The organism is Mesorhizobium sp. B2-8-3, assembly GCF_006440815.1.
In the GTDB taxonomy this organism is placed as follows: domain Bacteria; phylum Pseudomonadota; class Alphaproteobacteria; order Rhizobiales; family Rhizobiaceae; genus Mesorhizobium.
In genome coordinates this window covers 154,001-166,988 of sequence record NZ_VFTW01000008.1, presented here as the reverse complement: position 1 = coordinate 166,988, position 12,988 = coordinate 154,001, and the positions used below count along the sequence as shown (strand labels likewise).

Sequence of the window (12,988 nt, the reverse complement as noted above, 5' to 3'; positions counted from 1 at the left end):
TTATTCCGAACGCTGCCAATACCCAGCCCAAACACGGCTAACCGGGTGATTGAGCGCGCCGCCAAGGATGGCGAAAGCATTGCCGCCATTCGACCGGCGACGGTGATCCTCAAGCCAAGCCGCATGGTTCGCGTACTGGTAGAGGTACTTGTGCGAGACGTGGTGGTGCTGGCCGACGACCATGCGGCGAAGGCGGCTGAAATAGCTCTCGACCATGTTGGTATGCTTGCCGTGGCTGTCGCTGTAGCTGACAGAGTGGTTGATGCGGGTTGAAGCGTAATCGGCTTCCAAGGCGTCCCAATGGCTCGCCTCGTCGGCAAACAGCTTGGCGCTGGCAACCATGCGGGCGCGGGCGATCTCGACGCCTTCGGCTTCACGATGGCGGATGAACGTCAGGGTGCGGCCGGCGCGCTCGCGCAGGGCGATGACAACGCGGCGGCGGTCTGACTGGTGTTCCTTCATGCGGCGGTCCTTGCGGTCCTCTACGCGGTTCTCAGGGCGGACGGTGCCGCCGAAGTACGCGCCGTCAATCTCGACATCGCCTTCAAGGATTTCATTCTTGGTTTCAGCCGACAGGGCTTCGCGCAGCTTGTGCGACAGCACGAAGGCGGTTTTGTACTGGACGTCCAGATCGCGGGAGAACTGGACCGACGACATGCCCTTGGAGCCGTTGACGAACAGGCAGATCGCCGCCAGCAAGTCGGTGAACGACAGCTTGCGCGAGGCGAAGATTGAACCGGACGTGACGGAGAACTGCGCACCGCAGGCGGCGCACTTGAACTTACGACGGGTCGGAATGTCGTAGTGATCCAGGGGCCCGCATTTCGGGCAAACAGGCTCGCCTTGCGTCGAAGCCCAGCGAAGGCGCTTGAACGTGTCGTAAGCCTTTTCCTCGCCACCCTTGTAAATCTCCTTGAGGGAGAGGGTGCGGCTTTCGGCGGAAAGGAGGAAGTGCTGTGCCATTGTCATCATATCCGGTGATGCTCCTCAACCGTATATGCGCACTTGTATCGCCAAATGCAAGGGTCTATATCATCAAATACGATGATATTTGTTTAGAGGCGAAGAACCGATGGCACGTAAGGACGACCCTCAGACGGTCGAATACGAGACGAAAGCCAAGAACCTCCTGAAAGCCGAATTGAAGCGGAAGGGTGTCACCTATGCCCAACTGGCCGAAAAGCTGGCGGCTATGGACATTCACGAAACGGAGCGTAACTTGAACAACAAGATCAGCCGGGGGGGCTTCAGTGCGGCGTTCTTGCTACAATGCCTAAAGGCGATTGGTTCTCCTACCTTGCACTTGGACTGATCGGCGGGCTTGGGCTGGCGCTCGTCTTCATGACTTCTCTGGCCTTTATGAATGGGTATCTAAGTGCCCAAAACCCATACAGCCCCACCGAACAGCACGACGGCAAGCTGAATAAGGGTGATCAGGATCACGGCTACGTCGAGCCCTTCGGGCAAACGTCTCGCGACCAGATCGGCAAGCTTGAAGCTCGCGAAAATCCAGACGATTCCAAATATTACGAAGAGCAGGACCGCCGGGCGCAAAAGAGTATGTCGGACGCCACGGAAGCCATGGTGTTCCTGACCGAAGTATCGATTGTGCTTGGGCTCATAGGTGCTGGCGCTATCATCTGGACTCTCAAAGTTTCCAGAGAATCCAATTCCATTGCTCGCGAGGCCAATGAAGCGCAGCTTCGCGCTTACCTTTTGGTGAAGACGGTTCAAGCCGAATTTATCACCAACCCGACCACCACCGAAATTGTTGGCGTGGCCCTGAAAGTGACAGTTCAAAATGGTGGCCAAACACCGGCCATGAATGTCGGGCATGATATCCGATTGAGTGAAACTATCCTCGGAAACCCGCCAGAGGACTCTAGCCAATGGAAGAGCGTTCCGGTCTTCGTAGACATGAAACTTCATCGGGTAGCCGATGTCGCTCCCGAAGGCGAAATTGTGGTGATTGATCGGGAAATTCCGATTAGTCATTTTGACAGCTTCGGCATGAAAAACGGCTTGAGTTGCCACTTGCATTGCCGCTTGCAATATTCGCTTGTCGTCAGCGACCGCCTTCACGATCTCATTCTGAACTATGTGATCTCGCAAAACGGCGCCCATCGGCGCAGCCTGCGCATCATGCGAAGCGGACAAAACGCCACCACCTAGAAGGATTGCGGCCAACGCCCGCGCGATCACCGCGCACCTAGCGAGTTTGGTGCTTTTGCTACATAAGGCCGCAGTAGGGCAGTAGGGCAGTAGGGCAGTAGGGCAGTAGGGCAGTAGGGCAGTAGGGCAGTAGGGCAGTAGGGGGAGGCGTTCAACCGCGGTCCTTCCCTACTTCCTTACTGCCCTAGTGCCTTACTCCCTTAAGCCGTGATATCGATCACGCCGCAATCGCCGGCGGCGCTGCCGAACACGACGCGGCGTTCTTCCTTGTCCCACATCATGCAGGTGATGGCGCCCTTTCCGGGGCGGCGCAGCAGCACTTCCTTGGCGTCGGCGAAGCGCGCCGCGATCACCATGCCGTCTTCGTAGCCGATCGCCACGACATCCTGGCTCGGATGGCAGGCAACGCACGTCACCATGGTGTTGCCGCGCGTGCCGAGCTCCAGCGGCGCCTTGCCCATCGGCCCGTCTTTGCTGGCGAAGGGCCAGACGATCGCCGCCGGCGCGCCCGAGCTCGCCAGCCATTTGCCCTTCACGCTCCAGGACAGGCTTTTCACCTTGCCCGGATAGCCGCTCATGCGCATGTGCTTGCCGTCGGCAAGCTTCCAGCCATGCAGCGCGTTTTCCTGCATGGTGGTGACGAGGAAGGCGCCGTCCGGCGAAAAGGTGATGCCGGTATGGGCGCCGGCCCATTCGAGCTCCACCGGCTTGCCCTCGGCGGCCGGGAAATGCAGCGTCGCGCCATTGTAGCGGGCGACGCCGAAACGCATGCCCTTGGGCGAGAAGGCGAGCCCCTCTACCGAGCGCGGATGGTTAAATTCCTTGATCTTGCCGTCGGCGAAACGCACGAAGGCGGTCTTGCCCGAGGCATAGGCGATAGCGCCCTGCGGCCCCGAGGCGACGCTGGTGATCCACTTTTTGCCGGCGCTGGCCAGTTCGTCCACCTCGCCACCGGCCTTCACGGCAAACACCTTGCCGTCCTCGCCGCCGGTGATCAGCCGGTCGTTGGCCGCGTCGTGGAAGGTGGCAAGCAGGCCGTCATTGGCCTGCACCGTCTTTTGTCCATTGTCCAACCGATGGATCGCGCCGTCGGCCAAAGCGAAATGCGGCATGTCGTTGAGGAACACGGCCGCAACGCAATGGCCTTCGAGATCAAGCGGGGCGACTGTGGGCATGCAAGCGGTCCGTTCGAGATTAGCCAGCGCGGCTGGGTGTGGCTCCACCTTCTCCCCTTGTGGGAGAAGGTGGATTGGCGCGTAGCGCCAAGACGGATGAGGGGTGGGTGACGGATCGCCGTCGCTGCCAAGCTGGAGCACCCTCATCCGACCTCGCTTCGCGAGGCCACCTTCTCCCACAAGGAGAGAAGGACGAAGGGGCAGCGCTAGCGCCTGAAAGTCAGGAAATCAAGCCGCTTGGCAGGCTTCAAAACTCTTGCGCAACCGCTCGGCGTCGAGATCGCGGCCGATGAAGACCAGCCGGCTTTCGTGTTTCTCGCCGTCCTTCCATGCGCGCTGGTGATCGCCCTCGAGGATCATGTGCACGCCTTGCAGCACGTAGCGGTCCTCGTCGCCCTTCAGCGCGATGATGCCCTTCAGCCGCAGGATGTTAGGACCTTCCATCTGGGTCACTTTCTCGATCCAGGGGAAGAATTTCTTCGGGTCCATCTCGCCGCCGCGCAGCGACACCGACTTCACCGTCACGTCGTGGATGTCGGAGGCATGGTGGTGATGGTGATGATCGTGGCCGTCATGATGATGGTGGTCGTGGTCGCAGTCCGGCCTGCATTCATGGTCGTGATCGTGGTCGTCCGCGTCGAGGAAGTGCGGATCGTTCTCCAGCGCGCGCGACAGGTCGAAGGCGCCGCGGTCGAGCACTTCGCTAAGCGCCACGCCGGAGCGCTGGGTGCGATGGATCCTGGCCGCCGGGTTGATGGCGCGGATCGTCGCTTCGACCTTTTCCAGCTCTTCGGGCGTGACGAGGTCGGTCTTGTTCAGCACCACCACGTCGGCGAAGGCGATCTGGTCCTCGGCCTCCTTGGAGTCCTTCAAGCGCAGCGGCAGGTGCTTGGCGTCGACCAGCGCCACAACCGCGTCGAGCTTGGTCTTGGTGCGCACGTCGTCGTCCATGAAGAAGGTTTGCGCCACCGGCACCGGATCGGCGAGGCCGGTGGTCTCGACGACGATGGCGTCGAAGCGGCCAGGCCGTTTCATCAGGCCTTCGACGACGCGGATCAGGTCGCCGCGCACCGTACAGCACACGCAGCCATTGTTCATCTCGTAGATTTCCTCGTCGGATTCGACGATCAGGTCGTTGTCGATGCCGATCTCGCCGAACTCGTTGACGATGACGGCGTAGCGCTTGCCGTGATTCTCCGACAGGATGCGGTTGAGCAGCGTCGTCTTGCCCGCGCCGAGATAGCCGGTGAGAACGGTTACGGGGATTTGCGTCTGTGTATCGCTCATGGTTTGCCTCGAAAATCTTGGCCTCGAAAATCTTGGATTGTCGGCCTCATATAGGATGGGTGCCGCGCTTTTGCACGCGCCAAACCGATGGACCAGGCCGGCCTCCAGGCGGGATGGCGCCAAGCGCGGATCAGCGGCGGCCGAGGCGGGCCAAACTCAGGAGCCGCGCGGGCGCCCAATGGCCTTCACCAGCGTCCGCTGTGAATCTCTCCGGCGCAAAAGTCGTTTGTCATCTAACTGAAATAAACATCTGGCATCACCTGCGCGGGCACCGCAATGCTTGCCGGCAAAGCGTTCTGCAAGCCGGACTCTTTAGATCGTCATTTGCCAGCCGTCGGACAGCCTCTATGCTTGCCCGCGCCGGTTCGGCCGAAGAGGGAACGACCATGGCCAAGGCGGACAAGACAGCGACAATGAGCCGGCTGCATTCGGCGGCAAGGCTGGCGCGCACGGCGCTCGCCGCGCGGCTTCTGGCGCACGGCTTCTATGCCGGCCAGGACCAGATCATGCTGGCGCTCGACCGCGAGGACGGCCAGACCCCAGGCAATCTCGCCGGCCGGCTCGGCGTGCGCCCGCCGACCATCACCAAGACCATCAACCGGCTGCAGGCCCAGGGTTTCCTCGAAAAGCGCGCCTCCAACGCCGATGCCCGGCAGGCCCATATCTTCCTCACCGAGTCCGGCCGCGAAACCATCCGCGCCATCGAGAAGTCGGTCAAGAAGACCGAGAAGCAGGCGCTGAAGGGCCTCGACAAGAAGGACCAGAAAGCGCTGTTCAAACTGCTCGCCCGTATCGAGGCGAACCTGTCGAACGAAGACTTGGTGCTCATGGACGACGACGCGGAGTTGGACGAAGCGTAAGCGCGACGCGCAGCGTCGTCGCTCAACCGCGAGACGGTCCCATTAACGAGCGACGCGCAAGCGTCGTCTCGAGCGACCTAAGCGCGACGCGCAGCATCGTCGCTCCACGCACCACCCAAGCATCGGCGGCTTAGCGGAAAGGCGACGATGCTGCGCATCGCGCCTGAGGGCCATCACCGGACGTCTCGCCGTTGAGCGACGATGCTGCGCATCGCGCTTACGCGCTTACCAGCGCCGCCCAGCGTCCTGGGGTCAATCCAAACGCCTTCTTGAAATGCCGGTTGAAATGGCTCTGATCGCTGAAACCGGCGGCAGCGGCGATCTCCGCCAGCGCCTCTCCTTCGGCGATCATCCGTCGCGCCCTTTGCAGTCTCCGCATCAGCAGGAAGCGATGCGGGCTGGTCGAATAGGTGGCGCGAAAATGGCGCGACAGCGCGTAACGGTCGAGGCCGGTGACGGCCTCCAGCTCATCGGAGCGCACCGGCCGCCCGGCATTTTCCTCCAGATAGTCGCGGGCAAGCGCGGCGGCGCGGAATGCGGTCTTGCCCGTCGACTTTGCCGGCTGTCCGGCGTGGCGTTTCAGCTGTTGCGCCAGCTGCGCAACGAAATCCGCCACGAACAGGTCGCCGAGCGCTTCGTCCAGCGGCGCCAGCGCCGACAACAGCGTGTCGCGCAGCGCCGGATCGTCGACCACGGCGTCACGGACGAAAGGCAGCGGCTCGCCGCCGAGGCAGTCGAGCAGCAGGGACGGCTCCAGATACAGGATCCTGTAGCGCAGGCCGTCTTCCGTTCCGGCGCCGCCATCGTGCAATTCGTCCGGGTGCAGCACGATTGCCTGGCCCGGCAGGCTGTGTCGCAGCGCGCCGCGATAGTGGAAGCGCTGCACGCCGTGCAACGTCACGCCAATGGCATAGGTGTCGTGCCGGTGCAGTTCGAAGGCGTTGCCGTGGAAGCGCGCCTCGATGCGCTCGAGGCCCGAGCCGCCCGGCGCCGAAACGATGCGATCGCCGTTGGCCGCATCCGCGCACGAACGTTCAAGACCTGCTTTCGCTTCTTCGCCTAGAGCCTGCGCCATCGCCTTTCCCGCCGTCACGGGCCGTCTCGGAGTCTCAATCTTGGTGTTCGATACGAAAATTGCAATTGTCCTGAGAGAGGACCTGCCGGTGTGGCAGAAGCTCAACGTCACCGCGTTCCTGACCAGCGGCATCGTCGCGCAGTTCCCCGAAATCATCGGCGAGGCTTACCGTGACCGCGCCGGCAACCTCTACAACCCGATGTCGATCCAGCCGGTCATCGTCCTCTCCGCCGATGCGGCGACGCTGGGCACGATCCATCGCCGGGCATTGGAGCGCGGCGTGACGACGTCCGCCTATGTCGAGGAGATGTTTTCGACCGGCCATGATGTCGCCAACCGCGCCGTCTTCGCCGAATTCGCGCCGGACGATGCCAAGATCGTCGGCATCGCCTTGCGCGGCGACAAAAAGCTAGTCGACAAGATAACCAAGGGCGCCCGCATGCATGGCTGAACGCCGGGGCGTTGTTGCAGTGGCCGCTTTTGGTCCGGCCACGTCGGACAATTGCCTTGCCGGCAGGCTTTGATTGCCGCAAAGGTGGGCTTCCGCCTTTGTTTTCCTTTCGGCCTGAATTTGTCTGTTTCCCGAACCCAAGACGACAGCGCAACGCCGCCCGCGGCGATGCTTCTGATGCTTTGCGTCTATGTCTGCTTCACCTTTCTCGACACCTCCAGCAAATATCTGGTGCTGGCCGGCGTCTCGGCGCTGATCGTCGCCTGGACCCGTTTCACCGTGCATGTGCTGCTGGTCGGCCTTTTCCTGCGCGGCTGGCGCGAGCCGGCACGTTTTCGCGCCAACAACCTGACGGCGCATATCTTGCGCGGATGCATGCTTTTCGGCTCGACCATGTTCAACATCCTGGCACTCAAGACGCTGCAGCTGGCGGAGACCACGTCGATCTATTTCTTCGGCCCGATGGTCATCACCGCGCTTGCCGGGCCGCTGCTCGGCGAATGGGCCGGCTGGCGGCGCTGGCTGGCGATCCTCACCGGCCTTGTCGGTGTTCTGATCACCACCCGGCCCGGCGTGGGCGTGTTCGGCATCGGCCATCTATTCGCGCTCTGCTCGATGCTGTCGAACAGTTTCTACGTCATCATGACGCGGCGCATGTCGGCGACGGAAACGTCGGAAAGCCTGATCCTGTTCTCGGCGCTGGCGCCGTCGGTGCTGCTGGCCCCGATGCTTGCCTTCTCGCCTGCGCTGCCGCACGGCGGATTTCAATGGCTCATCGTCCTGATGCTGGGCGTCTTCGGGGCGGGCGGCCACTATTTGCTGGTCCGGGCCTATCGTCTGGCGACCACGACGCAGCTCGCGCCCTATCCCTATTCGCAGATGGTGTGGATGATCATTTCCGGCTGGCTGATCTTCCACCAGTTCCCCGATCGCTGGACGTTGCTGGGTGCTGCCATCATCGTTGCCAGCGGCCTCTACATCATCCACCGCGAGCACCGGCTTCGCGTCCGCAACTCCGCCTCGCTCGACACCGAAGCCGAGGCGCTGGCGAAAAAACTTTGATTTACGCCGAATCCGGTGGCATAAGGCCGTTTTAAAAAATTTAAAGATTTTGAATCCAAGGACCCTGGGGAGCGAAGGGCACTGGCACAGAAGATCAAGCTTTCGACGATCGCGGATGCGCTCGGCGTCTCCACGGCAACGGTATCGCTGGCGCTGCGCGACAGCCCGCTGGTCGCCGGCGCCACGCGCGAGCGCATCAAGGAGCACGCTCGCGCCATCGGCTATATCTACAACCGCCGCGCCGCCTCGCTGCGCACCTCGCGCTCCGGCATCGTCGGCGTCGTCGTGCACGACATCATGAATCCGTTCTTCGCCGAGATCCTGCGCTCGATCGAAAGCGAGCTCGACCGCAGCCGCCAGACCTTCATCCTGTCCAACCACTACGACCAGTTGGAAAAGCAGCGCACCTTCATCGACACGCTGCTGCAGCTCGGCGCCGATGGCGTCATCATGTCGCCGGCCATCGGCACGCCGGCCGAGGATATCATCATGGCCGAGGAAAACGGCCTGCCGGCGGTGCTGATCGCGCGCACCGTCGCCGGCGCCGACGTGCCGGTGTTCCGCGGCGACGATGCCTATGGCACCGCTCTTGCCACCAATCATCTGATCTCACTCGGCCACAAGCGCATCGCCATGGTCGGCGGCACCGACCAGACCTCGACCGGCCGCGACCGCTACCAGGGCTATCTCAACGCGATGGAGGCGGCCGGCCTGGAGGTGAAGCCGTCCTGGCGCATTCCCGGGCCACGCACCAAGCAGGCGGGTTTCGAGGCCGCGGGGCAGTTTCTGGCGCTGAAGGACAGGCCCACCGCCGCCTGCTGCTGGAACGATCTGGTCGCGATCGGGCTGATGAACGGCATCGCGCGCGCCGGCCTCGTGCCGGGCGTCGATATCTCCGTGACCGGCTATGACGATCTCGAGGAGGCGGCGATCGCGACGCCGGCCCTGACCACGGTCTGGAACGGTCAGCGCGAGGTCGGCCGCCGCGCCGCGAGCGCCTTGCTCGACAAATTGAACGGGCAGGCGGTGCGGCCCTCGCAGGAGCTGATCAAGCCGGAACTGCACGTGCGGCAGTCGACCGGCAAGCCGGTGGAGCGTGCATGACCAAGGCCGAAGGAAAATTGCCGGTCGCCATCCTGGTGCCGGGCGATTTCAACGACCATGCCGTTGGCCGCATCGACGAGACGTTCAAGCTTGTGCGGATCGAATGCGCCGACGCTGGGCTGGTGACGGACGAGATGCGCGCCACGGTGCGCGGCATCGCCTCCTATGCAGGCATCGACGCGGCGATGATCGACGCGCTGCCCGATCTCGAGATCATCGCCAGCTTCGGCGTCGGCTATGATTCGGTCGACGCCAATCATGCGGCGAAGCGAGGCGTCATGGTCACCAACACGCCCGACGTCTTGACCGAGGAGGTTGCCGACACCGCCATCGGCCTTTTGATCAACACCGTGCGCGAGCTCTACGCCGCGGAGAAATGGCTGCGCGATGGCGACTGGGTGGAGAAGGGCAATTATCGCCTGAGCCGGCTTACCTTGCGCGGCCGCAGCATTGGCATTTTCGGCATGGGCCGCATCGGCCGTGCCGTTGCCCGTCGCCTTGAAGCCTTCGGCCTGCCGATCGCTTACCACAACCGCCGCAAGGTCGAAGGCCTGCCTTACGAATATCATGCCACGCTCAAAGGCCTCGCCGAAGCCGTCGACACGCTGATCTGCATTGCCCCGGGCGGGGCCGCCACGGAGAAAGCGATCAATGCCGCGATCCTGTCGGCGCTGGGTTCGAACGGCGTTTTCGTCAACATCGGCCGCGGCTCGACGGTGGACGAGGCGGCGCTGGCCGCCGCCCTCGATAGCGGCACCATCGCGGCCGCCGGGCTCGACGTCTTTGCCGATGAGCCGAACGTGCCGCAGGCTCTGCTCGACGCTCCCAACACCTCGCTTCTGCCGCATGTCGGCTCGGCGTCGGACCACACCCGCCGCGCCATGGCCGATCTGTGCGTCGACAATCTCGTCGCCTGGTTCACCGAGCGCCGCCCGCTGACGCCCGTGCCGGAGACGCTCAACGTCAAGGCGCGCGTCTGAAGCGTTTCGCCGTTTCATGGAAACGGCGAACGGCCTATCTCTTTGTTTTGGTGCAATTCCGGACGGAAACCCGACCTGGAATTGCTCCAATCCGCACACGTCGCCACATCTATTAACGCCCACTTAACCCTTTGGAATGATTCTGCATATCTGGTTATGTGCGGAGAGACAGGGTGAAGCTGTTCGTTGGCTTGGCGGCGTCGGTCGCGTTGTTCGGGGGCGTTCAGTTCCTGCATGGCGGCAACGGCCAAAGCGTGGCCACGGAAGTCGCCCCGACAAACACTTACCGGCTGACCGCCAATGGCGATGAGGCGGCCTGCGCCATCCACCGCGGCGCCGAAGTCTCGGACGGTCTGTCGTTGCTTTCCGTCGCCCCGAACTGCCGCAAGCTGATGCCTGGCATTGAGCACGCGAAATTCTGGCGCGAACAGACCGACGGCTCGGTCGCCTTCAGCGAGAACGGCGTCGATCCGATCGTCGCCTTCGGCGTTGCCGATGGCGACGGTTATGAATCCTACGCGCCGGCCGCGCCACTTCTGGCGCTGAACACGGGCGAATAACCGCGGAACTGTCCGAGCTTACTCTGCCGCGGCGCGGGCACCTGTTTTCGCGGCCGCATGCAGGCGTACCGCATCGCCGAATGCGCGGAAGATCTTGTCGGAATTGCTGTCCGACTTCACCCAGTATTCGGGATGCCATTGCACGCCGACCGCGAAGGCGCGGGCATCCCTGACGGAGACTGCTTCGATCGTGCCGTCGCTAGCCAAAGCCTCGACCTGGAGCCTGGGGCCCAGCAGGTCGATCGCTTGGCGATGCAGGGAATTCACCTTGATTTCACCAGCGCCGAACACGCCGGCAAGGCAGCTTCCGGGCTTGATCGAAATCGTCTGGTGGATGCCGAAGCGCTCGTCCTGATTGTCGCTCACCGGCGCGCGGTGGTCGAGCGAGCCCTCGCGCTCCTGGATCTCGGTGCCCAGCGTGCCGCCGAGCGCCACGTTGAGCTCCTGGATGCCGCGGCAGATGGCTAAAAGCGGCACGCCGCGCTCGAGTGCCTTGCGGATCAGCGGCAGCGTGGTGGCATCGCGCGCCGGATCGTAAGGACCGTTGGCCTCGCTCGGGTCCCCGCCATAGAGCGAAGGATGCACATTGGACTTCGAGCCCGTCACCATGACGCCGTCGACCGACGACAGCAATTCATCGAGGTCGAGCCGATCGCCGAAGGACGGCACCAGCAAGGGGAACACGCCGGCGCCCGCGACTGCGGCTTCCAGATATTGCTGGGGGGCTGCGTGCCAGGTGTAATTGTCGAACTGGCGGACGTCGGTCGAGACGGCGACGAGCGGCTGCTGCATTTTGGGTTTGGTTTCCATCAGGCCAAGGAATTGTTCTGCCTATAAAATAAGCGATCCGTCGCGGCTTTTCCATGGCAAGTTTGGCCGCCTCGCATAGGCCAGCGAAGAGAACGTTAGACTATAGTTGCAGGCGGTTGCGGAATGGCGGCAACCTCGGCCCGCGGCGCTGGACTCGACTTCTTGCCTGTGTATGTTTCTCCCCCAACCGATCAGGGCACCGAGGATGCCCTCGCATCGGTCAGCTGATCCGCAAGGGAGGAACTTAATGGATCGTCGTTCATTCATTCGCAAGGCCGGCGCGTCCGGGGTGGGCGCCGCCGCCGCGGCCGCGGCACTTGCCACGCCGGCCATTGCGCAGTCCAACCCGAAAGTGACCTGGCGGCTTGCGTCATCCTTCCCGAAGTCGCTCGACACGATCTATGGCGGCGCTGAAGTCTTCTCCAAGATGCTGTCTGAGGCGACCGACGGCAATTTCCAGATCCAGGTCTTCGCTTCGGGCGAGCTGGTGCCCGGCCTGCAGGCCGCCGACGCCGCCGCCGCTGGCACCGTCGAAGCGGCGCATACGGTCGCCTATTATTACTGGGGCAAGGATCCTACCTGGGCGCTCGGCGCCGCCGTGCCGTTCTCGCTCAACGCGCGCGGCATGAATGCCTGGCACTATCATGGCGGCGGCATCGACCTGTTCAACGAATTCCTTGGGGCGCAAGGGTTGTTCGGCCTGCCGGGCGGCAACACCGGCGTCCAGATGGGCGGCTGGTTCCGCAAGGAAATCAACAGCGTCGCCGATCTGTCGGGCCTCAAGATGCGCATCGGCGGCTTTGCCGGCAAGGTCGTCGAGAAGCTCGGCGTGGTGCCGCAGCAGATCGCCGGCGGCGACATCTACCCGGCACTGGAAAAGGGCACCATCGACGCAGCCGAATGGGTCGGCCCCTATGACGACGAGAAGCTCGGCTTCTACAAGGTCGCGCCCTATTACTACTATCCCGGCTGGTGGGAAGGCGGCCCGACCGTCCACCTGCTCTTCAACAAGGTAAAATACGAAGAACTTTCGCCGACTTACAAATCGCTGGTGCGCACCGCGGCGCAGGCCGCGGACGCCAATATGCTGCAGAAATACGACTATGTGAATCCGCCGGCGGTGCGGCGGCTGGTGGCCGGCGGCGCCAAGCTCAGGCCATTCAGCCAGGAGATCATGGCGGCCTGCTTCGAGAAGGCCAACGAGGTCTATGCCGAGATGGAATCCAACAACGCGCCGTTCAAGAAGATCTGGGAGTCGATCAAGGCCTTCCGCAAGGAGCACTATCTCTGGGCCCAGGTCGCCGAATACAATTACGATACCTTCATGATGGTGCAGCAGCGCAACGGCAAGCTGTAGGCCCAGTCCCTTCTCCCCGTCACTATATGGGGAGAAGGTCCCGGCAGGGGGATGAGGGGCGGCGCCGGCTTCGGCAGTTTAGAAATTCCCCCTGA

The 12,988-nt window shown here is 62.9% G+C and carries 14 protein-coding genes; 9 read left to right on the top strand and 5 right to left on the bottom strand.

Going from position 1 to position 12,988, the window contains the following annotated elements; translation table 11 throughout:
- Window positions 1-963 (bottom strand): IS1595 family transposase, encoded by a 963-nt coding sequence (locus FJ418_RS15210; RefSeq protein ID WP_140866827.1) that lies wholly within the window; start codon window positions 961-963, stop codon window positions 1-3.
- Between the two features lie 109 nt (window positions 964-1,072).
- Here FJ418_RS15210 and FJ418_RS15205 point away from each other — a divergent pair, with 109 nt between their 5' ends.
- Both FJ418_RS15205 and FJ418_RS15200 read left to right on the top strand, forming a co-directional pair.
- Window positions 1,073-1,312 carry a DUF6471 domain-containing protein gene (locus FJ418_RS15205; RefSeq protein ID WP_140866824.1) on the top strand — a complete coding sequence of 80 codons (240 nt, stop codon included), beginning with the start codon at window positions 1,073-1,075 and terminating at the stop codon, window positions 1,310-1,312.
- Complete coding sequence (locus FJ418_RS15200) at window positions 1,270-2,172, top strand: hypothetical protein (RefSeq protein ID WP_181166946.1); 903 nt, start codon at window positions 1,270-1,272, stop codon at window positions 2,170-2,172. The genes FJ418_RS15205 and FJ418_RS15200 overlap by 43 nt, the downstream gene beginning before the upstream one ends.
- 200 nt (window positions 2,173-2,372) lie before the next feature.
- Here FJ418_RS15200 and FJ418_RS15195 read toward each other — a convergent pair whose 3' ends face one another.
- Window positions 2,373-3,347, bottom strand: coding sequence for a WD40 repeat domain-containing protein (locus tag FJ418_RS15195; RefSeq protein WP_140866818.1), 975 nt, complete (start codon window positions 3,345-3,347; stop codon window positions 2,373-2,375).
- A 228-nt stretch (window positions 3,348-3,575) separates the two neighbouring features.
- Window positions 3,576-4,634: a GTP-binding protein gene (locus FJ418_RS15190; RefSeq protein ID WP_140866815.1), complete on the bottom strand. Its 1,059-nt coding sequence runs from the start codon at window positions 4,632-4,634 to the stop codon at window positions 3,576-3,578.
- Between the two features lie 386 nt (window positions 4,635-5,020).
- Between FJ418_RS15190 and FJ418_RS15185 the strand changes: the two genes are divergently transcribed.
- A complete protein-coding gene (locus tag FJ418_RS15185) occupies window positions 5,021-5,494 on the top strand; it encodes a MarR family transcriptional regulator (RefSeq protein WP_040988911.1) in 474 nt (157 codons plus the stop codon).
- Window positions 5,495-5,711: 217 nt separating this feature from the next.
- Here the strand turns inward: FJ418_RS15185 and FJ418_RS15180 are convergent, their stop codons facing one another.
- Complete coding sequence (locus FJ418_RS15180; protein ID WP_140866812.1) at window positions 5,712-6,569, bottom strand: AraC family transcriptional regulator; 858 nt, start codon at window positions 6,567-6,569, stop codon at window positions 5,712-5,714.
- A gap of 43 nt (window positions 6,570-6,612) precedes the next feature.
- Between FJ418_RS15180 and FJ418_RS15175 the strand changes: the two genes are divergently transcribed.
- The 5 genes from FJ418_RS15175 (at window position 6,613) to FJ418_RS15155 (ending at window position 10,726) form a co-directional block, all read left to right on the top strand.
- On the top strand, window positions 6,613-7,020 hold the full coding sequence (locus tag FJ418_RS15175) for a DUF2000 family protein (protein WP_140866809.1): 408 nt from the start codon (window positions 6,613-6,615) through the stop codon (window positions 7,018-7,020).
- A gap of 177 nt (window positions 7,021-7,197) precedes the next feature.
- Window positions 7,198-8,082, top strand: coding sequence for a DMT family transporter (locus FJ418_RS15170; protein WP_140866979.1), 885 nt, complete (start codon window positions 7,198-7,200; stop codon window positions 8,080-8,082).
- Between the two features lie 81 nt (window positions 8,083-8,163).
- Window positions 8,164-9,186, top strand: coding sequence for a LacI family DNA-binding transcriptional regulator (locus FJ418_RS15165; RefSeq protein WP_140644706.1), 1,023 nt, complete (start codon window positions 8,164-8,166; stop codon window positions 9,184-9,186).
- On the top strand, window positions 9,183-10,166 hold the full coding sequence (locus FJ418_RS15160; RefSeq protein ID WP_140866806.1) for a 2-hydroxyacid dehydrogenase: 984 nt from the start codon (window positions 9,183-9,185) through the stop codon (window positions 10,164-10,166). The genes FJ418_RS15165 and FJ418_RS15160 overlap by 4 nt, the downstream gene beginning before the upstream one ends.
- A 173-nt stretch (window positions 10,167-10,339) precedes the next feature.
- Window positions 10,340-10,726 carry a hypothetical protein gene (locus FJ418_RS15155; RefSeq protein WP_140866781.1) on the top strand — a complete coding sequence of 129 codons (387 nt, stop codon included), beginning with the start codon at window positions 10,340-10,342 and terminating at the stop codon, window positions 10,724-10,726.
- Window positions 10,727-10,744: 18 nt separating this feature from the next.
- Here FJ418_RS15155 and FJ418_RS15150 read toward each other — a convergent pair whose 3' ends face one another.
- Window positions 10,745-11,518, bottom strand: coding sequence for a gamma-glutamyl-gamma-aminobutyrate hydrolase family protein (locus FJ418_RS15150; RefSeq protein ID WP_140866778.1), 774 nt, complete (start codon window positions 11,516-11,518; stop codon window positions 10,745-10,747).
- Window positions 11,519-11,783: 265 nt separating this feature from the next.
- On the opposite strand from FJ418_RS15150, the gene FJ418_RS15145 reads away from it, so the two are divergent.
- Window positions 11,784-12,893, top strand: a complete 1,110-nt coding sequence (locus FJ418_RS15145; protein ID WP_140866776.1) for a TRAP transporter substrate-binding protein — start codon at window positions 11,784-11,786, stop codon at window positions 12,891-12,893.
- Window positions 12,894-12,988: the final 95 nt, after the last annotated feature.